The following is a 24065-nucleotide window of genomic DNA, read 5'->3' as shown; positions in this document are numbered from 1 at the left end:
GCGGCAGCGCCGGTCCGGTGCCGGGGCAGGGGTAAACGGAACTGCCGACCAGGACCACCGCAAAGAGATTGGAGCGGAGAGAAATTGCCGAGCCATATCAAGTTCAACGGGAACAGATATTTTTTTTCTTCCTGATCGTTGTAATCTATCTAGAACTACCTCGGCTGTCTCGGCCCAAGGTTCACTCTGTTCACGAAGTGCGCCGTAAGGAGCGAGTGGATGAGTCGCAACTTCAAGAACATACCTGAATTGCAATTTTCCAGGTCCGCTTTTCTCCTCCGGCTTATTGCGATCACTCTCCTGATCAATCTCTTCGTTATCGGCATTGCGGCATGGTCGCTGCGCCATAGCTGGCTGGATAACCATGAGCGGACCGTCGTCTCCACCGAAAATATCTCCCTGGTCCTTGAAAAGTACCTGAGCGGCACTATCGCGAAAGTGGACCTGATGCTAATGGACCTGAAGGAGAATGCGGAGGCCCAACTGGCCGGCGGGCGGATTGATGAGCAACGACTGAACAAGCACATGTCCCACCAACTCGGACTGCTTCCCGAACTTGACGGCGTAGGTTTACACGACCGAAGGGGCAATGTGTTGTACGGAACAGGATTACCAGCCGGTAGACAGGTTAACATTGCCGATCGCGACTACTTCCAGGTTCTGCGGAAAGCCCCAAAAACGGGGTTGGTGATCTCACCGCCTGTCATGGGAAAGATTAGTGGAAAATGGGTTGTCATCATCGCCAGAGCCCTCGAGGGACCCGACGGCTCATTTGGTGGAGTTGTATTTGGAGCTTTTGCTCTCGACCATTTCACTGCGCTATTTTCCAACATAGACGTGGGGCGCCAGGGGACGATCATGCTTCGCGATGAAAAGATGCGTGTCATCGCCCGCTCTATCGGAAAAGATGCCTCTTGGGCTCTCGTCGGGAGACACGATACTGCGCCGGAGTTGACGGAGCTGCTCAAGGAGGGGCGATCGTCAGGTACTTACTATGCGACATCTCCTCTAGATAACATCAATCGAATCACCTCCTTCCGGAAAGTCGACGGCTACCCTATTTTTGTGTTCGTGGCGAAGTCCAAGAACGAGGCGTTCGCTCAGTGGCGCGAAGACGCGGCCAAAGTGGTGGGAGTTGTCACAACCTTCACCTGTCTAAGCCTTTTTTACGCGTATCAATTTTTTGTAAGACGAATCCGCGAGAAGGAGGCTGAGGCCGAACTTCGCCTTCATCACCATTATCTGGAGGACCTCGTCAAGGAACGAACGTCTGAACTGGAGAGCAGAAACAGGGAGTTGGAAGCGTCGGAAGGCTTGCTGAGATCGGTGTTTGAGAACATCTGTGACGGCATAGTGATCCATGACAGCCAAGGCCGCATCGTTCATGCGAACGAACAGTGGCTGAAAATGCTTCAGATCACAAGAGAAGAAGCCACCAACCTGACGATCGCCGACGTCTCAGATGACCCACCCCCCCAGGAAGAGCTGACGAAACTCTGGGAATCGGTGATTGCGGGTGATACCCGTTTCTTTGAGTGGCGCACCCGCCGCCCGCACGACGGTTCGGTCTTCGACGCAGAGGTCTTCATTTGCCCCTTTACTTCCCGGGGGCGGCAGTTGGTCATGGGGTCAGTGCGGGACATAACCGAGCGCAAAAAGGTTGAACAGGAACTCAGTAAGCACAGGGATCATCTGGAACTCCTTGTAATGGAGCGGACCGAGGAATTGGCAAAGGCGGTTGAGGAGACGCGAAGGGAGACGGAACAGCGCATCGGCGTAGTGGAGGAGCTGCGCCGCAAGGACCAACTCCTCATTCAGCAGAGCCGGTTGGCAGCTATGGGGGAGATGATGGGCAACATAGCGCATCAATGGCGGCAGCCACTCAACGTCCTCGGCCTTGTCATCCAGGAGCTAAAGCTCTCCTACGAGGTGGGCATTTTTGACGAAGAGTTGCTAAGCGCTTCAGTCTCAAAGGCTATGAATGTCATTGAACACATGTCGCAGACCATTGACGACTTCCGGTATCTCCTCGACTCAGACAAGAGGAGGGTCAGGTTCAGTGTAAACGATGTCGTTCAGAGAGTTATTTCAATGGTGGAGCCTCGGTCAAAAATAGAAATCATTGCCGAAAAAGAATGTATGATAGATGGAATGCGCAATGAGTACTGGCAGGTGCTTATCAATATAATCAACAACTCAAATGACGCATTCTGTGAGCGAAACATTCAAGACCCCAGGATCACGATTCACATTGAAAGCGAAAACGATCGTTGTATCGTTACCATCTCCGATAATGCCGGCGGGATTCCGGATGGAATTATAGAGAAGGTTTTTGATCCCTATTTCACCACCAAGGGTCCTGACAAAGGAACTGGAATAGGACTATTCATGTCCAAGACTATTATCGAGCAGAGCATGAAGGGAACTCTTACCGTCAGAAACACCGCAGAAGGTGCTGAGTTCAAGATTGAGGTTTAAAGAGTCTGATCGTCCACACTCTTTACCCCAGTGGCACCTTTCATCATCTGCCCATAGTAACGTAGGCCAGCAACAGTCTCTCACCGCGATCGCCCAGGCCCGGGTCGCTGTTCTCGACTAAATCCTGGCTGATCAACAGGTCCTGGGGGAACAACTGAACCTGCCCCGGTTATTCCACGCAGCTCTCCGGCTCCCAATTGAGATCCGCTGCCGAGGTGACCGCCGCTGTGGAGCACTTCGAGCAGATGGGGGGGGCTGGATGACCACCTTGATCTTGATACGGGACATCCAGGACCTCCACTGCCCGTCCCCTCCCTAGTGTCGCCCGCGATGGGTGAATCTTGTGCAGTCCAGGTTCAGCATCGGGTACGGGCTCAGGGGTAGGGTTTCCTCCCGTCGCTGACCTTCCGCCTCGACCATCCTTCGCGTCGTTCCAACGGAGGGGCGAGGCCTGCCACTCCTAGACACACCGGCTCCTTCTTTAGTCGTCTCATCTTTTTTGGGGCAAACGGAAGGCTCAGTGCCCCACATTTTACGAGGATGGTTGTAGAGTCGTGCAATGTGGAGCCCCGACCCCAGTGATGTTCACTACTTGCTTAAGCAGCTTGCTCAGAGTGTAGTACCTCCCATCCAACACAAGCGAACCTGATATAGATGGGAATGGGTTTATGTCCGCCGTGATAGTAAATGACCGTGCGCCGAGTTATACCCAGAGCCTTTGCTGCCGCACTTAAAGAAAGTCCATTCCGTTCCATCCAGGCATTGAATTCTGAGACTGGGAAGGCAAGGCCCGCCTGCTCTTTTCCCAGCCGATACAACGAGTCTGCATCGATAGTAATTTCACCATCACTCCACTCGACACCATGTCCCCATTCCTCAGTAACGATGCTTTTAAAAGGTGCTTTCATATTTCTGTAACCAGTGTGCGGATGCCACGGTTTGGCGAGTGTTGAAGATTCGCTTTGCTATAGAGAGATTTACGGAAAGGCTCCATGTTTCAGACGGCCCCCAAAATGATGGCTCTACGGCGGCCGTAAATTGCTGTGCAGATTCAAATGGGATCTCCTAGCTACAGATCCAGGGCTAATTTTTACATTGTTTATCGTCCAAGGATCCTGTAAAATGAAATTCTCATTCTACAGTTAATAAAGTCTCCTCTATCTTTCTTGATCCCTGCCGTTTCCTTGCTGCACCCGTCCTTGATGATATTTCGTTGCCCGTAGGCACATCTGTACTTCCTGCGTGTGGGCAAGAGAACTAGCATCCTAAAAGGTACATGTATGTCTCTGCTGAACCATTATCGACTAAACCATCCTAATCTTAAGCCGTACCGAGGTTCGGGTAAAGATTTGTAACACACTTTCAAACCACTACCCTCACTTTAAAATTAAGACTGCGGCTGGCTGTAATGAAGCACTGGAAGCCCTCAAAACATGCAACCATGAAACCTTGCTGATATTACACGAACTGACCTGTTAATAAAGTCTCCTCTATCTTTCTTGATCCCCGCCCTTTCCTTGCTGCGCCCGTCCTCGATGATATTTCGTTGCGCGTAGGCACATCTGTACTTCCTGCGTGTGGGCAAGAGAACTAGCATCCTAAAAGGTACATGTATGTCTCTGCTGAACCATGTTGTCGACTACACCATCCTAGTCTTAAGCCGTACCGAGGTTGGGGTAAAGATTTGTAATACACTTTCAAAGCACTACCCTCAGTTTATAATTAAGACTGCGGCTGGCTGTAATGAAGCACTGGAAGCCCTCAAAACATGCAACAATGAAGCTTTGCTGATATTACACGATCTGACGCCGAACGGTGATCTCTGTCTTGTCGAAAGAATGAAAAACATCGCACCTGACGTACCACTGATCGTGCTCGTGGATGACCAGGACACGGCGTCAATGAGTCGCTGCATCCGTTTCGGGATTCGCAATATTGTGCTGAGTCCGATCGAAGACGATGTGCTTTTCAGTGCCGTTGACACGTGCCTCCAGCCGATCGCTGTTGAAAGCAGGATGAAAGATAAAATAGAGTCGCTCGAAGCAAACCTAGTGCTCTACGAGGCGTTATTTCAGAACAGTCTCGATGGATTGTTGATCACCTCAGAAGACGGCTTCATTCTCGAAGCAAATAGAGCGGCCTGCGCGATTCTGGGACGATCATTGAAAGAACTGCAGGGTGTGGCGTGGCGCAATCTCGTTGATCCTGCGTCGTGTCCGGTCGCTGGTGCATGCCAACACACCGGTTTACACCAACGGGACCACGAATGCAGAGCTATCCGCAACGGTGACCGCACCGTCTTCTTGGAAGTATCATCGGCGCCGTTCACTGGTGCAGCCTCCCATAGGCACTTCACCGTCGTGTTGCGCGACATGACCTCATGTAGAAAAACGCAGAAGACTCTACAGTTACGCGAGCAGCGGCTGCGCCACGCCCTCGATGCTGCGGCGCTTGGCTGCTGGGAGTACGTCTTTGGAAGCGGGGAGGTCTTCCTCGATGACCGATGCCGCGCCATCTTTGGCTTCGACCCTAAAGCTTCCGTAGACTACACCTCATTGCTGCACTGCCTGCACCCTGCGGATCGCTCCGCTGTGCACGGGTGGATCAAAAGCGCGATGGAGGAAAGTGTGGGCGACTACCGCAAGGAGTACCGCATCATCCTCCCCGATGGTCACATACGCTGGATCGAGTTGCATGGCCGGATCTATTCCATGGACGAGCCAAGCGGAGACGGCAGCCGTTTCGTGGGGGTCGCAGTCGACGTCACTGACAGGGCCAGGGCCCAGGAGGCACTAAGAGAGAGCGAGGCACAGTACAGAAGGCTCTTCACTGCGGTCCACGAGGGCTTCTCGCTGCACGAAGCGGTGGTCGGGACAGCGGCCCTAGATTATCCCCTCATCGAGGCAAACCCCGCTTTCGAGACGTTGGCCGGCATGCGCAGGGAGGAAGTGGTTGGCAGGTCCCTTTTCGATATTTGCCCTGAATTTAACGACTTACTGCTGCGTCGTCTGGACGAGGTGGCCAAGAGCAGGACCCCCCTCCGTCTGGAGTGCACGGCTTGGGGGCGTGACTTGAGCTTACAGCTCTACTCACCGGGCAAGGGGCAGATCGCGATCCTCTACAGCGATGTGACGGAACGGAAAAAGCTTCAGGAGGAGCGGGAAAAAACGGAGCGGCTGGAATCTCTCGGTCTCCTCGCAGGAGGGATTGCACACGATTTCAACAACATCCTCACCGCCATTGCCGGCAACATCACTCTGGCAAGGCTGAAGATAGAGAGCGGTAGTGACCCGACGGAAAGGCTGGTGGAGAGCGAGTCGGCGATATCAAAGGCCGCCGCCCTTACCCGGCAGCTACTTACTTTTGCGCAAGGGGGTGAGCCGATCAAGAAGCCGCTGGAAGTCGCCCCTTTGATCCGCGAGGCAGTCTCCCTCTTCCTCAGGGGCACCGCCTGCAATGCTCAATTGCGCCTTGGTCCCGACCTGTGGCTCCTCGACGCAGACGGAGGACAGATCCAGCAGGCGCTCAACAATCTTGCGATCAACGCCGTGCAGGCCATGCCCGAAGGCGGTACCATAACCGTCAGCGCCGAGAATGTGACAGTTGAGGGAGGGCGCGGCGATCTTCCAGCCGGGGCATATGTCGGCGTCTCGATCTCTGACGCGGGAGTCGGGATCGCACCGAGCGTCCTCCCGCGTATCTTCGACCCCTACTTCACTACCAAATCGACCGGGTCCGGGCTCGGGTTAGCGTCCGTATTCTCCATCGTCAGGAAGCATGGCGGCACGATTACCGTGGCGTCCGAGCAGGGCCTAGGGACCACCTTCCGTATGATTTTGCCTGCACTGACTATGGAGCGTGAAGTCCACACCGACGATCCTCGTTGCACCATCGCAGCCCGAGGAAAGGAAGTGCTTGTCATGGATGACGAGGCGCCTGTACGGGACGTTGCCTGCGCTCTATTGGAAGAACTCGGTTTTTCAGTCTCGCCGTGTGCCGACGGCAAGGAAGCCATCACCCTGTACCAGGAACGGTTTCGGAAAGGGATCCCGTTTGCCGCAGTCATTCTCGACATGACTGTCCCCGGAGGTCTGGGCGGGAAGGAGGCGGCATCGCAGATTCGGCGGATCGACCCGAACGCGGTCCTCATTATCAGCAGCGGGTATTTCTCCGAGGCCTTTTCAGAATGGGAGAGCGATGTAGCCATCAACGGGATCGTAGCAAAACCTTATACGATCAGCCAGTTATCGGAGGAGCTGTCACAGGCGATGACTAGAAGTTGAGAAAGGTACAAAAGCTTGTCACAACGCAGGACTTATTGAAGAGGTGGTATGCCCGCGTAAGTCACTCACTACTCAATGAAGAGAAAGCTGGCTCAATAACGAAAGGGATAGGAACGCGCCAACAAATCCCAGTGGCTCTGAAACGACAGACAGCGAGATAGAGCAGAGTCGACTGGAGAAGATAAAACAGGTTCGTGCGGTTTGCGAGGAGTGGTAAGTGCGGAGTCGAAGTCAGTGGCGGTAATGTGCTGTGACGGCTCCGCGGTAATCTCCCGCGATGGCTCCTTCCTCCCCCTGCCCCTAAGCTACAAGCTGTTTCTCATTAAATTGTATTTCGCCACCTCGCTGTATCTTCCATTCTCAGTCGCACCTACTTCTTTCCAGTCGCACCAACTTCTACCGTCTTCCAGGACTTGGAAGCACTTCCTGATTCCCTCCTTGACTTACGACAAACTTACGACTACCCTCCTGCGCTGACGGCAGCCATCCCTTTCATCCCACGGAGCCCGCTTTGACGCCTAAGCAGAAGAAGGTCCTTGATTTTATCAGCCGTTACCGCGAGAGGCAGGGGTATCAGCCTACGCAGCAGGAGATCGCTCGGGGGTGCGGGTTTGAGAGCCTTGGGACGGTACAGCATTACCTGCGGGTGCTGGAGCGGGACGGGCACCTTTCGCGGTAGGGGCAAACGGAAGGGTCAGGGCTCCACATTGTACAGAGATAGCAGCAAACGGAAGGCTCCGTGCCCCACATTTTACGAGGATGGTTGTAGAGTCGTGGAATGTGGAGCTCCGACCCCAGTGATGCTCACGACCCCAGTGATGCTCAGTTCATTTTGGCTTGGGTGTCCAGTTTAGACAGGATTTCGCACCGGACGGCAAAAATATCGATTTGATGTGTAAGAGGAGCCAAAATGTTCGAGGAGTTAGACTGGTGCCAGCAGTGAATTGTGCCAAGCGTGAGGGTACTTTTTCAAACATGAAGGTGCGACCCTGAGGCCGCCAGCCGTTGACGATGCGCTGGATGCGCCAACGCATCACTGCGGCATCAGCGCGAACACACCCCACCCCAGGTATTCACGCGTGTAAGCGGCGTAGCGCTCGGGTTCCGAGGTCAGTTTGGCTCGAACATCTTTGGCAAACTCGTCGTCGGGATTGGCTTCAAGCCATCGGCGCATGGTGAGCCATTTGGCGGCCTCGTATCTGTCCCAGCCGTCTTGGTCAGCCAGAACCATTTCAACGACGTCGTAGCCAAGGTGGCCGAAAGACGCGAGAAGTTCTGGAAGCATGAGAAAGTCGGAGATTGAGTTGGCAAGACACCTCTTGGCAACATCTTCCGTCGGCGGTAACTGCCGCCAGTAGGGCTCGCCGATGAGGATGATCCCTCCGGTGCGTAGGCTCCGCGCCAGAAGCTCGATAGTGCCGGCGACCCCCCCGGCGATCCAAGTGGCACCGACACAGGCTGCCACACCGGCCTTGTCGTCCGAGACGTAGCCTGCAGCATCGCCATGGATGAACTTGACTTGATCCGCGACGCCGAGTTCTTCAGCGCGAAGTTTCGCTTGCTCGGTGAACAACTGGCTCATGTCGATGCCGGTGCCGATGACTCCGTAATCGCGTGCCCAAGTGCACAGCATCTCCCCCGAACCGCTGCCGAGGTCGAGCACTCGGGTCCCCGTTTCCAGACGCAGCGCCGCGCCGAGAGTGGCGAGCTTTTCTGGTGTGAACGGGTTATGGATGCGGTGAGCGCTTTCGGTGATGTTGAAGATCCGTGGAATGTCCATTTCGGGAAATCTCCTAGATTTGGTCAAGCCTAACGCGTTATTGATGGGAAATTGTCACCAAGTCCCCTGCCGCCGTTTTGGTTCGAAAAAACCAAAGATGGCGGTTAACCCAAGCTGTTGATATGCCACAATATGGACGTCGGATAACGTTCCGATCGGAGGGATGGCCAGAATTCTCGCTACGCCCCGCGAGCAGCAGCTCGCCCTGATCCAGGAGCTGACGAGGCCTTATGCGCGGCGACTCTCAGGGGCGTGCCCTCCCATTCATTTCCAAAATGAGCGTCGATGACGAGGCGCTTTGAGATGTGAGCAATGTGTGAAATGTCAAATTGGATTGCAATATATAGATCCTTCTTATTTTTGTCAAAGGTGAACCTATGGACGGCATCCCGGCTCCGCTCATGTCAAGATACCTGGGCTATCTGGGAAACCTAAGGATTGATTCCAGCGTCCTGCCACGCAGAGTATCTGTAATGAATCAGGTACTATCTTGATTTTGTGCCAAATATCCCATGCCCGATTCCAACGCTTGGGCATGCAAGCCTCAAAACCACCATGATCTATACCCACTGCGTTCCGGTCAGGACGGTGAAAGAGCCAAGAAGCCCTCTCGACTTCGAAGCATAAGATGAACCTTGCCACCGGCGCCACCCCACCTCGCCATCACTCATTGGCTTCTCTTGTCTCCTCTGGGATCGTCTTCCCGTTGTTGCCCACTTGTGTAGTCACTTGTCTTATTCCCTCCTTGACTTACGACAAACTTGCGACTATCCTCCCTGCACTGACGCCAGCCATCCTTCGCCCAACGGAGCCCGCTATGACGCCTAAGCAGAAGAAGGTCCTTGATTTCATCAGCCGTTACCGCGAGCGGCAGGGGTATCAGCCTACGCAGCAGGAGATTGCGCACGGGTGCGGGTTCGAGAGCCTTGGGACCGTGCAGCATTACCTGCGGGTGCTGGAGCGGGACGGGCATCTTTCGCGACAGTGGAATGCAAAGCGCGGTCTTCAGCTTTCTCCGGCGCAGCCGATTTCTACCTCATCTGAACTCCCTCTGGTGGGGATCGTGGCGGCGGGGTTGCCGGTGGAGGCTCTGCAACTGCCGGATGCCATGGAGGTTCCGTCGGCTATGGCTGGTCCCGGCAATGTGGTCTACGAGGTCCGCGGCGATTCGATGGTGGAGATGGGGATTATGGACGGTGACTATGTCGCGGTTCACCCGCAGCCGGTGGCCGAGAACGGGCAGACCGTCATCGCGGAGGTGAACGGCTCCATCACCATCAAGAAGTATGTCAAAAAGAAGGATCGTATCGAGCTCCATCCGGCCAACGCGGCCATGTCCCCCATCATCGTCACTACTGAGGACGAGTTCCACATCCGCGGGGTGCTGGTCGGTTGCATGAGGTTTTATCGCAAGTGGACAGGGAAATCCTCCACATAACGGTTCCCGCTTTTCCTATCGCTCTTTCCCGCGTCGTTGACAGCGCGCTGCGCGGCAGGCCGGTGGCGGTGGCGCCGCTGAACTCCGAGCGGGCCCTCCTGCAATGTGTCTCCTCGGAGGCGGCTTCCGATGGCGTCTTTGCCGGCACGCCGATCTTCCGGGCTCGGAAGGTCTGTCCTTCCCTCATCGTCATCCCTCCCGACCCGGATCTCCTCGCTCGCGGCAGCCGCGCTCTTTCGGAGCTTTCGGGGGAGTTCACGCCGGTCGTCGAGCCGGGGCAGGGGCGGGTCTTTCTCGACCTCACCGCGTCGCGCCGGCTTTTCGGGCCTGCCCGTGACGTGGCGGCGCGGCTGGAGAAGAGGATTGCGGGGGAGATGGGTCTCCAGGCGATGGCGGGGGCAGGGATCAACAAACTCGTCTCCCGTGTCGCGGCCGACGCTCTTCCCGAGCCGGGGGTCTTCGATGTCTTTCCGGGGTCGGAGAAGGATTTTCTGGCGCCCTTTCCGGTTTCGGTCCTGCCCGGTGTCGGGGAGGCGCGGCAGCAGATCCTTTTTCGGGACCTGAATCTCCAGTTTGTGGAGCATGTGGCGCGGCTTACGGTGCCGCAGCTGCGGCTGGCGGTGGGACCCTTCGCGCCGCTTCTCCATGACCGAGCCTGCGGCATCGATCGCTCGCCGGTGCAGCCGCCGCGTCAGAGCGGGGAGATCGTGGAGGAGGGGTTGCTGTCGCGGGAGGAGAATGACGACGAGGTCATCCTTTCGGAGCTCCTGCGACTGGTCGAGGGGTGCGGTCTGAGGCTGCGGCGTCTCCGGAAGGGGGCGCGGGAGATTGCTCTTGCTGTGACGTATGCGGATGGCGTCACGGAGGAGGGGAAGAGGCTCCTGAAGCGGCCGGTGTCCCTTGATCTGATGCTGCTGGCGGAGGTGGAGGAGCTCTTTTACTCTACGTGCAAGAGACGGCAAAGGGTGCGGGCTTTGCGCCTTTCGTGCGGACGCATTGGTGAGGATGCGGGGCAGATGGAGCTCTTCGCGCCGGAGGTGGGGGAGGTGTCGCCGAGGCAGCTGGCGCTGCAGGAGACGCTCGATGCGCTGAGGGAAAAGCATGGCAAGGGCGTGGTGTGCTGGGGGAAGGGGATTGTGCCCGGCAGGGAAAGCGTTGCTGTCGCGGAGGATGCTCCGGAGTGGGATCCGGAGAGGACGCGGTATATGACGCTGACCAAGAGCGGGAAGTAACGTGCGTGTAGGCTTTCAACGATCAGAGGCGTAATGCGTTAACCGCAAAGACGCAAAGGACGCAAAGAGTGGCAAAACCCTAGATCAAGATGTTGGATCGTAAGCGCCGCTCGGAGTCCGCGCGTGAAGGACGCGCGGAGATACTCGTTCCCAAGGTCATCTTGGGATGGGAACGCGCTTGGGTCCAAAGCTCCGGCTTTGCATCCGCGTCAGCGGATAATCGCGCGAGTGGCGAGGCTGAGCCTCGCGGGCAATTGCATTCCCAAGCTGGAGCTTGGGAACGAGTCGGAGGCTTGAGCCGTTTCGTCTTTTGTTCATCCGCTTTGTCCCTTCCTCGGTAAAAGCTTCTGGCGGTAATGCCGGAAACGCTTCGCTTATTCCGGCCTACATGGCCACATGCCTACATGCCCCCACAGTTGACGTTCTCTTTGCGTCCTTTGCGTCTTTGCGGTTAACCGTGCTTTTCAGTTTTCGAGGTTTTGTGTTTTGTCTTTTACCCATCTCCATGTTCACTCATCGTTTTCCCCCAGTTGGGGGATCCATTCGCCGGAGGCGCTGTGCGCGGCGGCGCGGGGGATGGGGTGCTCGGCGCTCGCGCTCACGGACCGCAACGGCCTCTACGCTATCCCCCGCTTCGTCGATGCGGCGCGGGATGCCGGTATGGCTCCGATCATCGGGGCGGAGGCGGTGACGGCGCGAAACCGCGCCCTGCTCCTGGCGCGCAGCGAGGAGGGATATGCCAACATCTCCCGCCTCCTGTCCGATCTCCACTGCCGCGCCGACTTCGACCTCGTCCAGTCTCTCCTCCTTTTTCGCGCCGATGTCGTCGTCATCTCCGACGACGCCAAGATCGTTGGCGCACTGAAAAAGGAGAGCCACCCGGCGCTCTTTGTTGAACTCTCCCCCGGTCACGCGCTGCATCGCTCCCTTTCGCTCGCCAGAGAGCTGAAGCTCCCGCCTGTCGCCACTTCCCGCGCCCTCTTTCTCGCCAGGGAGGATTTCCACCTGCACCGTGTGCTGCGCGCCATTCACCTCAACACCAAGCTCTCCCGGCTGAGACCTGAAGATACCGCCTGCGACGCGGACATGCTCTATCCGCCGGAGAGGCTTGCGGAGTTCTTCCCCCATTGCCCGGAGGCGCTGGAAAATGTCTCCCGCGTCGCCAGCTTGTGTCGCAGCGACTGGGATTTTTCCCGCACCATTTTTCCCGCCTTCCGAAACCTCTGCGATATTGATGCATTCTCCGAGCTGGAACGGCGCGCCCGGGCGGGGGCGCTCTGGCGCTACGGCTCCATCACCGACGCCGTCGAGACGCGCCTAGTGAAGGAGCTCTCCATGATCCGCGACAAGGGGTTCTCCCACTACTTCCTCGTGGTGGAGGAGATTTCCAAGCAGTCGGAGCGGACCTGCGGTCGGGGGAGTGCCGCGGCCTCTCTGGTCGCCTATTGCCTCGGCATCACCCATGTGGACCCCATCCGCCACAACCTCTTCTTCGAGCGCTTCCTCAATGAAGGGCGCACCGACCCTCCGGACATCGACATCGACTTTCCGTGGGACGAGCGGGACGAGGTGCTCGATTTCGCCTTTGCCCGCTACGGCGCGCGCCGGGCTGCGATGGTGTCGAATCAGGTCGGGTTCAAGGGGCGCTCGGCGCTGCGCGAGGTGGCGAAGGTGTACGGGCTGCCGGACACGGAGATAAAGGAGATGACGGAGCGGATTTCCGGCTTCTGGAAGGCGGACCAGTCTGCCGCGGCGATGGCGGGACACCCGCTTTTCCGCGGCGAGACGCTGTCGCGCGACTGGCAGGAGATCCTCTGGACGGCGAAGCGCCTGAACGGCCACCTGCGCCACCTTTCGCTGCACTGCGGCGGCCTTGTGATCGTGCCGGACGAGATCCGCCGCTACGTGCCGGTGGAGATCTCGCGCAAGGAGCTCCCCCTCATCCAGTGGGAAAAGGACCAGGCGGAGGATGCGGGGCTGGTGAAAATCGACATCCTCGGCAACCGCTCCCTCGCCGTGATCCGCGACGCGATGGCGGCGGTGAAGAGCCGCTACGGCATAAGCATCGATTACGCTTCGTGGAGCCCGCTGGAGGACGAAAAAACCTGCACGCTCCTTCGCCGGGGGGGCACCATCGGCTGCTTCTATCTCGAATCCCCTTCGATTCGCCTCCTTTTGAGAAAGATCTGGGGGGAGGTGCCGGCACCGGGGACGGAGGAGCTCGATCTTTTCGAGGTGCTGGTGCAGTCCTCCTCCATCATTCGCCCTGCGGCCAATTCCTTCATTCAGGAGTACGTGGCAAGGCTGCAGGGGAAGCCGTGGCAGCATCTCCATCCGCTGCTGGAGAGCGTGCTGGACGAGACGTGCGGCATCGCCATCTATCAGGAGCAGATCACCCAGATCGCCATGGCGCTCGCGGGCTTCACGCCGCACGAGGGGGATCAGCTGCGCAAGATCATCACCAAGAAGCACCGGGAAAAGAAGCTCGCGGACTACCGCAGGCTCTTTTTCGAGGGGGGGATGAAAAACGGCGTGACGGAGGTGACACTGGCGGCGATCTGGGACCAGATCCTTTCCTTTTCCGGATACTCATTCTGCAAGCCGCATTCGGCAAGTTACGCCCATCTCAGCGCCAAAGCCTCGTACATGAAGGCAAACCACCCGGCGGAGTTCATGGCGGCGGTGATCTCCAACCAGGGGGGTTACTACTGCGCCTTTGCCTACATCTCGGAGTCGCGGCGGCTCGGCCTCGCGATCCTCCCCCCGGACATCAACGAGAGCGCCTACCCCTACACGAGCGAGGGGGAGGGGATACGTGTGGGACTGATGCAGATAGACGGGCTCACGAGAGACGGGGCCGGGAAGATCCTGAAGGAGCGGAGCGAGCGGGGGAGATTCAGCTCCTTCAGGAATTTTATGAACAGGACCGCCATGACGCGGGCGGATGCGGAGCGGCTGGTGCGGGCGGGGTGCTTCGATGCGCTCGAGGGGGTGGAGCGGCGCCCGGCGCTGGTGTGGGAGATCCTCCATTTTCAGCAGCAGTCGTCGGGTCTCCTTTTCGAGCAGCAGACGGAACTGCCGCAGGCGCCGCCGTACGATGAGAAGACCGTGCTGCGACAGGAGGTGGAGAGCCTCGGTTTCCTGGTGTCGCGCCACCCTCTTACCCTGTACCGGGAGGAGTGGTTGCGCCACAAGCCGCTGAAGGCGCGCGATATGCTGAAGGCGTCGGGGAAATGGGTGACGATGGTGGGGTGGTGGATCACCACAAAGACAGTGGAGGACAAGCACGGCCGCCCGATGGAGTTCATATCGTTCGAGGACACGACGGCGATTTTCGACACCACCTTCTTTCCCGATGTCTACGCCAGGTTTTGCCGGAAGCTGTCGCAAAAGCGGCCGTATCTTCTAAAGGGGGTGGTCGATGTGGAGTTCGGCGTGCCGACGTTGCGGGTGAAGTGGGTGGGATTTCTCGGGGGATAGACTCTGTCTGCCGCAGAAACCGGGAGTCGCTACTGAACAAAAGCGAAATCCCCCCTGTCCCCCCTTCGCAAAGGGGGGAACGTGTTATCGCCTTCCCCTCTGAGTTCACACAAGTGGTGATTCCTGCGTGGTGCATTCTACGAGCGAGATATTAGCTCACGATATGATGCCGCTTGAAGCCGCCCCCCTTACTTCTGTCAACCATTACAGCTCTTTCACTTTTTTCTTTGTATACTTCTCTTCGTCTGTATACTGATGCCTACGCCGGCAACCGGGGAGAGTATGATGGCTGAGACTGCTTCAGACAGTAGACTGACTCCATTCAAGATAACTCTCATCTATGTCGCCTTCGGCATCTTCTGGCTCCTGTCCGATTCCTACCTCAAAGTATTCTTCGCCGATCCAATAGCTTTTGAACGATTTTCCACCACGAAAGGGTGGTCCCTTCTCGGGATCACTGCGTTTTTCCTCTACCGGATCGTGCAGCGCCACGAGGAAGAGCTGGATGCCTCCCAGCACTCCCTTGGGCGGATGAACCGCGCCCACAGGGCGCTGAGCGCCTGCAGCCAGGCGCTGGTGCGCAACACCGAGGAAGAGGAGCTGATGAAGGAGGTTTGCCGCATCATCGTGGAGTGCGGCGGCTACCGGCTGGCGTGGGTGGCGGCCGCCCAGCACGATGAAGAGAAAAGGGTGCTCCCGGTGGCGCAGTGGGGGTTCGAGGAGGGATTCCTCAACACCCTCAACCTCACCTGGGCGGACACCGAGAGGGGGCAGGGGCCAACCGGCCACGCGCTGCGCTCGGGGCAGCCGTACGTCGTGCAGCAGATCCAGACGAGCCCCAACTACGAGCTGTGGCGCGACGAGACGCTGAAGCGCGGCTATGCCGCCTCCATCGCACTCCCCCTTCTCGAGGACGGGCACCCCTTCGGGGTACTGAACATTTATGCTGCGGAGCCTGACGCCTTCGATCCGGACGAGGTCGAGCTCCTGGAGGAGCTGTCGCGCGATCTGGCCTATGGTGTGGTGACGCTTAGGCTGCAAAGCGCCAAGAGGCAGACGGACAAGGCGCACAAGGTCCACGCGGCTGTGCTGGAGCAGTCGCCGCTAGGGATCATCCTGTACGGGACCGACGGCTCCATCAACTACGTCAACGCCTCCTTCGAGCGGCTGAGCGGCTATGACCGCATGGAACTTGTCGGGAGAGACGGCCGCATCCTCGCCAACAACGACCGCAACGAGGCCTTTTTCCGCTCGGTGACCGATGTCTTCTCCTATGCGGAGGACCGGCGCGCCAAGCTCACCTTTCTCGCCCGCAACGACGCGCGCCAGGAGCTCGATGCCGTATTCTCGCCGGTACGGAACGAGCTCGGCTCGATCATAAGCTACGCGGCGGTGCTGCGGGACATGACGCACGAGGTCGAGCTGGAGAGGCAGCTCCTGCAGGCGCAGAAGATGGAGGCTATCGGCACCCTCGCAGGGGGGATCGCCCACGACTTCAAGAACATCCTCGGCGCGATCATCACAGCCACCGAGATGACCCTGACGAAGCTCCCTCCGGGAAGCGGCCGAGAGATGCTGGAGGTCGTCCTGAAGGCGGCGATGCGGGGAAAGAGCCTTGTGCAGCAGATTATGGCCTTCAGCCGCCAAAAGGAGCAGGAGCGGCAGCCGGTGAGGCTGGAGCAGGTGCTGAGGGAATGCATCGTCTTCCTGCGAGCCTCGCTCCCCTCGACGATCGAGATCCGCCACGACCTGCCGGACGGGCTGGGCGCGGTGCTGGCGGACCCGACCCAGATCCACCAGGTCATCTTCAACCTGTGCACCAACTCGTCCCATGCGATGCAGGAAAAGGGGGGAGTGCTGGAGATCGCCCTCTCCAGGGTGGAGGTCACGCCGGAAAACCTGCCCTTTCCCTCCATGCACTCCGGCGAGTATCTGAGGATCACGGTGAGCGACACCGGGCACGGCATGAGCCCCGAGGTGCAGCAGCACATCTTCGATCCTTTCTTCACCACCAAAAAGCCGGGGGAGGGGACCGGTCTCGGGCTCTCGGTGGTGCACGGCATCGTCAAGAGCCACGGCGGCACCATCACCGTGTCGAGCAAGCTCGGGGAGGGGACGGTATTCCAGCTCTTCTTCCCCCTTCTACTAACGGTCGCCGAGGGGGTGGAGCCGACGGCGATCGGGAAGATCCCGGGGGGGACGGAGCGGATCCTTCTCGTGGACGACGACGAGGATCTGGTGGTGGTCGTGGAAAAGATGCTGCAGAGCCTGGGGTACGAGGTGCTGGCAGCTACCAGCAGCGTCGCTGCGCTGAAAAAGTTCATCGCGGAGCCGGGACGATTCGATATCATCATTACCGACCAGACGATGCCGCAACTGACCGGGTGCGAGCTCGCGACTGCGATCAGGAACGTGCGTCCGGAGATGCCGATCATCCTCTGTTCCGGGTACAACGACGAGTCGCAGGGGAGCATTTCCCCTGAGGAGGTGGCAGCGGTCGGTTTTCGGGAGATGCTGCCGAAGCCTGTCGACTGCGCGCAGATGGCCGGGGCAATACGGCGGGCGCTGGAGACGCACAAATAGCGGGACGGAGGGACGCGGGTGGCAAACATCCTTATCATAGATGACGATGACCTGATGAGCGCGGTGCTGCAGCAGATGGTGCGGGACATGGGGCACGATGCGCTGTGCGCCCGCACCCTGCGGGAGGGGCTGGCGAGCGTGTCGGCGCAGCCTTTCGACGTCGTCTTTCTCGACGTGCACATGCCGGACGGCAACGGCCTCGATCACCTGCCGCGCATCCACGATCTGACGAATGCACCGGAAGTCATCATCATCACCGGATCGGGAGATCCGCAGGCAGCGGAGCTCGCCATCAAGAGCGGCGCCTGGGACTATATCGAGAAGGGAGCGACGCTGAAGGAAATCACCCTGCCGTTGGTGCGGGCAATCCAGTACCGGCAGGAGAAGGTGGAGGCGCGGGCCAAAGGGGTGACCTCCCTGAAGAGGGAAGGGATCGTAGGGAACTCGTCCAGAATTGCCGAGTGCCTCGACCTCGTCGCGCAGGCCGCGGCAAACGACTCCAACGTGCTGATCACGGGGGAGACCGGGACGGGGAAGGAGCTTTTCGCGAGAGCCATACACGCCAACAGCGGCAGGGCGTCCGGGACATTTGTGGTGGTAGACTGCGCGGCCCTTCCGGAGACGCTGGTGGAGGGACTTCTCTTCGGCTACGAAAAGGGGACCTTTACCGGCGCGGAGAAGGCGAGGGAAGGTCTGGTAGGACAGGCAAACGGCGGCACCCTTTTTCTCGACGAGGTGGGGGAGCTGCCGATGGCAAACCAGAAGGCGTTCCTGAGGGTGCTGCAGGAGAGGAGGTTTCGCCCGCTGGGGGGGAGCAAGGAGGTGGAGAGCGACTTTCGACTCGTCGCCGCGACAAACCGCGATCTCGATGCCATGGTGCAGGAGGGACGCTTCCGCGGGGATCTCCTTTTCCGGCTGCGGGCCTTCACCATAGAGCTGCCGCCGCTGCGGGAGCGCCACGACGACATCAAGGAGCTGGCGCGCTTCCAGACCGACCGGCTCTGCGAGCGATACGGGCTCGGGCCAAAGGGGTTTTCCCCCGACTTCCTCTCGGCGCTGTGCGAGTACCCGTGGCCCGGGAACGTGCGTGAGCTCGTCAACGCCATGGAGCGTTCTCTCGCCAGCGCGCGCTTCGAGCCGACCCTCTTTTCCAAGCACCTCCCCATCGAGATCCGTGTTCGCGCAGCGCGGGCGTCACTCGATCATGAAACCTCTGTCGGGGTCTCAGTTCCCCAGCCAGAGCTGCCGACCTTCCGGCAGTGCTGCGAGGACGCCTGTGACAGGGCCGCGCAGGAGTACCTGCACAATCTTCTCGCCGCCACGAGCGGAAATTTCGCCGAGTCGTGCCGCATCTCCGGGCTCTCCCGCTCCCGCCTCTACGCGCTTCTCAACAAGCACAAGATAAAGCTTTAGCACCTTCCCCTGCCGACGTCGGCCCCTACCCACAGCGACCCCCACCTTTTCGCCGCAGCGATATTTCCACCTGCGGCGCGTGTTGTCCTGTTGCACAGGACAGCGTCCTGTCTCGCGAGACGCAATCTCACCCCATAGGACGTATACGAGGGGGCCGAAGTCGCGGCTTCAGCGATCTCTCAGTCATTGCTGGGACTTGTCGTTTTTCGGCGGAGTTGGTATGCCCTGTGCTATGTAAGGTGCTGAAAAGTCGAGGGATCTGGTATACACGTAGACGGGTATACAGGGGTGATAAGAGAGTCGAGGTTGTGATAAACACACAGGGGTCAAATACAGTAAAGGAGCTAAAAAATGACACAGACTAAGACGAAGTTCAAAATGCCTGCCTGGTTGGGGATCCTTCTGGCGCCGATTATGATAGTTTTCTCCGGCGTAGCATTGGTAGCCTACGTTTCCACGATGTCCTTCACGGTCCTTGCCATCCAGGTCGCCGGCGTGTGCATGGCCGCCCATTCCTTCGTTCACCGGCTCGTTCACCCCAGAGCATCCCAGAAACTCTCCCCTCAGTGATGGACACTCATTATGATGCGGAGGTGCATGTAGTAGAAGAGCATGCACCTCAGACACATCGCTCAGTGCAATCCCTTCTCCGGGATTCCTGGATTCCGTGCACAATCAACGAGCTGTCTGTTTTCGTTTCCCGCCACGGGTGCCTCATATCGGCTGACCTCTATTATGCGGACGAAACCATACCCTCGCGGATCCGGAAAAGGGTCGTGCTGAAACAGTAATTCCTCCTGCGCCAGTACCTCCGCCTCCTTTCCTGTTGCATTGCAGATGCTCGCTATGTCTCAGCTGTTTCGACCTTTAACCCTTCTCCTGGAGCCGAGCGGTAGATGAAGGTCAGCTCGGTCGCCTCTTCGCGCCACGGCGTCTCCCGGTAATCCCTTTCGAAAGTCCACTGGAAGTAGCGCACCCGCTCGCCGCTTCGTGCGGGCTCGGCCGCTGCCACCTTCTTTTTCTGTGCCGGTCGCGATGGGAAGAAGGAGGGGAGGTTGCCGCCGGGATAGCCGGTAAGGCAGTAGTCGAAGCATAATGCATCCTGCAGCCGCTCTCTTTGCCTGTCGTCCAGCACCTCTTTGCCGAAGCGCCAGAGCGTATCGAAAAGACCGGAAAGGGAGATCAGGCCGCCGTTTCCCTCTTCTTCGAAAAAGTCCGCTGCCGCGGCAAAAAACTGTGCAAGCGGCATCGCCTCGCCAAACACCTTCAGTGAGGCGGCAAACCTTTCGCTGTTGTACAACTGGTCGACGAGCCGGGAGATCCCTTCGATGCGGCGAATCTCCTGGAAGGTTAGCCACGGGGTCTGCAGCACCTTGTACGGCGCCGCTTCCGAGTAGCGGTACTTCTCTTCCCGCGATATCCCCCGCATCGGAGTCCCCTTCAGCACCTTGAGCACCTCGACCTGGATGTGGTGCGGATGGAGATCGATCAGCTTCTGCAGCGAGCCGAGAAAGGCGGGGAAGGTTTCCCCCGGCAGGCCGGCGACGAGATCGAGATGCACCGTCACCGCGGTCTCCTGCAAAAGTCTTTGCACATTGGCAAAGAGCTTCTCCAGATCCGAGCGTCTCCCGACCCGGCTCAAGGTGTCCTCCCCGGTCGACTGCACCCCTATCTCGAAACGGAAGGTATCGGGCGGCACCTGACGCAGAAGCGCCAGAAGGGGCTCGTTCAGAAGTTGTGCCGCGATCTCGAAGTGAAAGGAGCTCTTCCTGTTTTCCTTCAGGATGAAATTCCAGATCTCCTCGCTTCTCACCGCATCGTAGTTGAAGGTGCGGTCGACAAACTTCACCGTCGGTACCCCTGCCTCCAGCAAAAGGCGCAGATCGCTCTTTATCCGGTCCATACCGAAGGTGCGGACGCCCTCCTGCATGGCGGACATGCAGAACGCGCAGGAAAAGGGGCAGCCGCGCGAGGTCTCCAGGTACACGAGGGGCTTTTGCAGGTCAACGAGTCCGGCCGCGAAAGGGGAGGGGATGGTATCGAGCCGTGCTATCAGTTCCCGCTCCGGATTGGCTACAATGTCGCCGTCTTCCCGGTAGGTGATCCCCTCTACCCCCTCCAGCGGCGTGCCGTCGCGCAATGCCTGCAACAGCTCCCGGCAGGTGACCTCGCCCTCGCCACGCACGATGCAGTCGATCCCGGCGTTTCGCTCCATGATCTCGAAGGCGCCATACGATGCCTCGGGGCCCCCCAGTACGACGAAAGTTTCCGGCGCGACCTGCTTCAGGTCCGAGGCGATCTTCAGCGTCAGCTCCATGTTCCAGATGTAGCAGGAAAAGAGAATGACATCGGTTTCGGCGGCGACAAGTCGCGTCAGAAGGCGGTCCTGCTGCTCGTTGACTGTGAGCTCCATGATGCGGCAGTCGACCTTTTCGAGGTCGCGGCAGGCGGCGGCAAGGCAGGGGAGGGCAAGGGATGCGTGGACATATTTTGCGTGCAGCGTTACCAGAACGATTTTCATGGCGGCGATTGTAGCCGATAGCGGCTGCTATTAGCAAGGTACACGGCTTCACCAATTTCAGAGCCATTTCGCGGCGTCTTCCTGCCATGACACGCGGCCTTGTTTGCGCTCGCCTTTTTTGCTACTGTAGCAGCGGCCCTCTCCATCACGACTGTGCTGGCGGGGGACTTTTGCTTCAGGACTACATCACATGAAAAAGAGAGCCCTCCCCAAACTCCTCTACGCCGACTCCCGAGGCAATATTTTCGATCACCCGTATCTCACCATGGCAGGGATGAGCGGCAATGAAGCGGTGCTGCCGGAGTCGGTTGAACTGATTCCGCTCCCTGACGACAGCCGGCTGTTCACCATTCCGAATACCCCTCCGATCGCCTGGGATGCCAGGAAACGCTCGTTTGAGACGGTGGAGCGGGTAAAGGACGGCCGGCGCAGCATTCCGGTGCAGGCGGTTTCCGCCTTTATGGCTCCGGGGTACATGCGTACGCTCCTTCCGGCGTGCGACTACAGCAAGAAGAAGGTTCACCTCCCGCTTTGGTCGTACACCGCTGTTGGCTGGGATGAGGAGACCGAGCGCTTTGTGGTGGCTGCGTCGCGCGTCGATGCGAATGAAAACTGGCTGCCGAAGAATTACGACGACCGCAAGCTCGATCCGCTGGTGCGCAAGATGGCGGCGCTCTTCCCCAAGAACAGGCTTCTGGAGCAACTGGCCCGCTGCGCTGTCGACTACCACTGCTTTGCGGCGAAGAACCTGTTCTTCCGCCGCTGGGAAGCGCCCATTCCCACCTCGCCGGTGTGCAACTCCCGCTGCCTTGGCTGCATCAGCCTGCAGCCGTCGGACTGCTGCCCGTCCAACCACGAGAGAATACCGTTTGTCCCCACACCTGAGGAGATCGTGGAGCTCATGCTCCCCCACCTCAATGAGGCGCCGGAACCGATCGTCTCCTACGGGCAGGGGTGCGAGGGGGATCCGATAATGCAGGCCGAGACGGTGGCGGAGGCAACGAGGCGGCTGAAGAGAGAGGCTTCCCGCGGGACGGTCAACTTCAACTCCAACGGGTCGATGCCGGAGAGGATCCGCATGCTCTGCGATGCGGGGATGGACTCCATGCGCTTCTCCATGAACTCCGTGCAGGAGAATCTGTACAACCGCTACTACCGTCCCAACGGTTACCGCTTCGCCGACGTCGTGCAATCGGTTAAGACCGCCAAGGAGCGCGGGCTCTTCACCATGATCAACTACCTCGTCTCACCCGGTGTCACGGACAGCCCGGCAGAAGTGGAAGCGCTTCTTCGCTTCATCGGGGAGACAGGAGTGGACATGCTGCAGATGCGTAACCTCTCCATCGACCCCGCCTTCTACAACGACAGGATGGGAATAGAGGCGCGCGGCATAGGAATGTACCGCCTGCTGGAGACGATCAAGAAGGAGTTTCCGAAGATCCAGTATGGCTACTTCAACAGGACCCGGGAGAAGTTCTATCCGGAAGGGTATGAGAAGGGGTGGCCGATCGAGTGAGTGCCTAGCCAAACCTCTGTCCGCAGATTACGCAGACTTACGCAGATTGCGAGTCGTTAAAAATAAAGGGGAAGACAAAGTGGCTGTCGTAATGCCTCTTTGCTTCCCCTGTTTTTTATCTGCGAAATCTGCGTAATCTGCGGACAACGCCTTTTTGTTTCACCTGTGGCGACAACTATTCGCCGCCGTGCCGTATGCTGAAACCGGAAAATTCTCCGGTGTACTCCCTTTCCTCTACCTTCAACTCTTCCACCCAGGCTCCCCGAGGTCCCTTCCTGCACCACTGGACCAGGTCGAGGACATCTTCCTCTTCCCCCTCGAAGCACCCCCGCACCGAATCGTCCGGCAGGTTTTTCACCCACCCGCTGACATTGTGCAGTGCTGCCTCCTCGGCGCACTGGTAGCGGAATCCGACTCCCTGGACCCGCCCGCGTATGGTAACCATTACCCTCAGTTTCACTTTTGCCCCAGTTCGATCGATTTCGCCACGCACACGTCTACGGCATTCATAACCGCTGCGCGGAAACCGTCCTTGTCGAGAGAATGCATCGCCGCGATGGTTGTTCCACCGGGCGACGCGACATGCCCCTTCAGGACCGCGGGGTGCTCCCGGGTCTCCATGAGGAGCTTTGCGGAGCCGTACACCGTCTGCACCGCCAGCGCGGTGGCGACTTCACGGGTGAGGCCGTTCTTTACGCCGGCGTCGGAAAGGGCCTCGATGAAGGTGAAGACGTAGGCGGGGCCGCTGCCGGAGACGCCGGTCACCGCATCAAGAAGTTTTTCCTCCACGACACAGGCGGATCCGACGAGCTCAAAGATGTGCCTGGTCAGCGCCAGGTCGTGGTCGGTTGCCTGGGAGCCGCGTGCGATGGCGGCTGCCCCCTGCAGCACGAGGGCCGGGGTGTTCGGCATGACCCGGACGACGCGTGCGCCTATGGGAAGAGCCGACTCGATGGCCGCGCACTTTACCCCTGCCATGATGGTGATGAGGAGCTTCTCGGTGGAAAAGGATTCGGAGATCCCCTTCAGGACGGTGCCGGCAACCTGGGGCTTCACCGCCATGATAATGGTATCGCACTTCTCGCACAGCCCGATGTTGTCGTTGACGGTGCGCACCGAGTAGCGCTCGGCGAGGTAGTTGCGGCGCTCCGCAGACGGCTCGGAAACGGTCAGATCCCCCGCCGGCACCCCTCCGGACAGGAGCCCCTTGATGATGGCCTCAGCCATGTTGCCGCCGCCGATGAACCCTGTCTGCTTTTCCTTTAGCATCCCGTATCCCCCAAATTTTATTCAATAAATCATTCATTATTTCAGTAATAAATTCAGGGTGGAAAGTCAATA

Annotated in this window: 14 protein-coding genes; 10 read left to right on the top strand and 4 right to left on the bottom strand. The window is 58.7% G+C overall.

The genetic code is table 11. The features are described from left to right. Window positions 1-219 precede the first annotated feature (219 nt). The 3 genes from LPW11_RS04295 (at window position 220) to LPW11_RS04285 (ending at window position 7440) form a co-directional block, all read left to right on the top strand. A complete protein-coding gene (locus LPW11_RS04295; RefSeq protein ID WP_230996901.1) occupies window positions 220-2478 on the top strand; it encodes a PAS domain S-box protein in 2259 nt (752 codons plus the stop codon). 1613 nt (window positions 2479-4091) lie between these two features. Further along, the gene (locus tag LPW11_RS04290) at window positions 4092-6761 is read left to right on the top strand and encodes a hybrid sensor histidine kinase/response regulator (protein WP_230996900.1); all 2670 of its coding nucleotides are present in this window, start codon (window positions 4092-4094) and stop codon (window positions 6759-6761) included. Window positions 6762-7272: 511 nt separating this feature from the next. Next, on the top strand, window positions 7273-7440 hold the full coding sequence (locus tag LPW11_RS04285) for a LexA family protein (RefSeq protein ID WP_230996899.1): 168 nt from the start codon (window positions 7273-7275) through the stop codon (window positions 7438-7440). A gap of 354 nt (window positions 7441-7794) precedes the next feature. On the opposite strand, the gene LPW11_RS04280 is transcribed toward LPW11_RS04285, so the two are convergent. After that, entirely contained in the window at window positions 7795-8541 is a 747-nt protein-coding gene (locus LPW11_RS04280) for an SAM-dependent methyltransferase (RefSeq protein WP_230996898.1), read from the bottom strand. 817 nt (window positions 8542-9358) lie between these two features. Between LPW11_RS04280 and lexA the strand changes: the two genes are divergently transcribed. From lexA to LPW11_RS04250, 6 genes are all read left to right on the top strand, one after another. Next, window positions 9359-9979 (top strand): transcriptional repressor LexA, encoded by a 621-nt coding sequence (lexA, locus tag LPW11_RS04275; RefSeq protein WP_230996897.1) that lies wholly within the window; start codon window positions 9359-9361, stop codon window positions 9977-9979. Beyond that, on the top strand, window positions 9955-11211 hold the full coding sequence (locus tag LPW11_RS04270; protein ID WP_230996896.1) for a DNA polymerase Y family protein: 1257 nt from the start codon (window positions 9955-9957) through the stop codon (window positions 11209-11211). Before lexA ends, LPW11_RS04270 begins: the two co-directional genes overlap by 25 nt. Before the next feature lie 486 nt (window positions 11212-11697). Next, window positions 11698-14691, top strand: coding sequence for a DNA polymerase III subunit alpha (locus LPW11_RS04265; RefSeq protein WP_230996895.1), 2994 nt, complete (start codon window positions 11698-11700; stop codon window positions 14689-14691). Between the two features lie 285 nt (window positions 14692-14976). After that, entirely contained in the window at window positions 14977-17274 is a 2298-nt protein-coding gene (locus tag LPW11_RS04260; RefSeq protein WP_230996894.1) for an ATP-binding protein, read from the top strand. A gap of 18 nt (window positions 17275-17292) precedes the next feature. Continuing rightward, window positions 17293-18687 carry a sigma-54-dependent transcriptional regulator gene (locus tag LPW11_RS04255; RefSeq protein WP_230996893.1) on the top strand — a complete coding sequence of 465 codons (1395 nt, stop codon included), beginning with the start codon at window positions 17293-17295 and terminating at the stop codon, window positions 18685-18687. A gap of 351 nt (window positions 18688-19038) precedes the next feature. After that, the gene (locus LPW11_RS04250; protein WP_230996892.1) at window positions 19039-19257 is read left to right on the top strand and encodes a hypothetical protein; all 219 of its coding nucleotides are present in this window, start codon (window positions 19039-19041) and stop codon (window positions 19255-19257) included. 274 nt (window positions 19258-19531) lie between these two features. Here the strand turns inward: LPW11_RS04250 and LPW11_RS04245 are convergent, their stop codons facing one another. Next, window positions 19532-21208, bottom strand: a complete 1677-nt coding sequence (locus LPW11_RS04245) for a B12-binding domain-containing radical SAM protein (protein ID WP_230996891.1) — start codon at window positions 21206-21208, stop codon at window positions 19532-19534. A 190-nt stretch (window positions 21209-21398) separates the two neighbouring features. Between LPW11_RS04245 and LPW11_RS04240 the strand changes: the two genes are divergently transcribed. Further along, window positions 21399-22724: a radical SAM protein gene (locus LPW11_RS04240; RefSeq protein WP_230996890.1), complete on the top strand. Its 1326-nt coding sequence runs from the start codon at window positions 21399-21401 to the stop codon at window positions 22722-22724. A 175-nt stretch (window positions 22725-22899) separates the two neighbouring features. Here LPW11_RS04240 and LPW11_RS04235 read toward each other — a convergent pair whose 3' ends face one another. Both LPW11_RS04235 and proC read right to left on the bottom strand, forming a co-directional pair. Beyond that, window positions 22900-23184, bottom strand: coding sequence for an acylphosphatase (locus LPW11_RS04235; RefSeq protein ID WP_230996889.1), 285 nt, complete (start codon window positions 23182-23184; stop codon window positions 22900-22902). Further along, window positions 23181-23993, bottom strand: coding sequence for a pyrroline-5-carboxylate reductase (gene proC / locus LPW11_RS04230; protein ID WP_230996888.1), 813 nt, complete (start codon window positions 23991-23993; stop codon window positions 23181-23183). The genes LPW11_RS04235 and proC overlap by 4 nt, the downstream gene beginning before the upstream one ends. Window positions 23994-24065: the final 72 nt, after the last annotated feature.

Origin of the sequence: Geomonas sp. RF6 (genome assembly GCF_021044625.1) — a bacterium.
In the GTDB taxonomy this organism is placed as follows: Bacteria; Desulfobacterota; Desulfuromonadia; order Geobacterales; family Geobacteraceae; genus RF6.
Note: the sequence above shows the minus strand (reverse complement) of the source record. Positions and strands in the feature narration are given on the sequence as shown.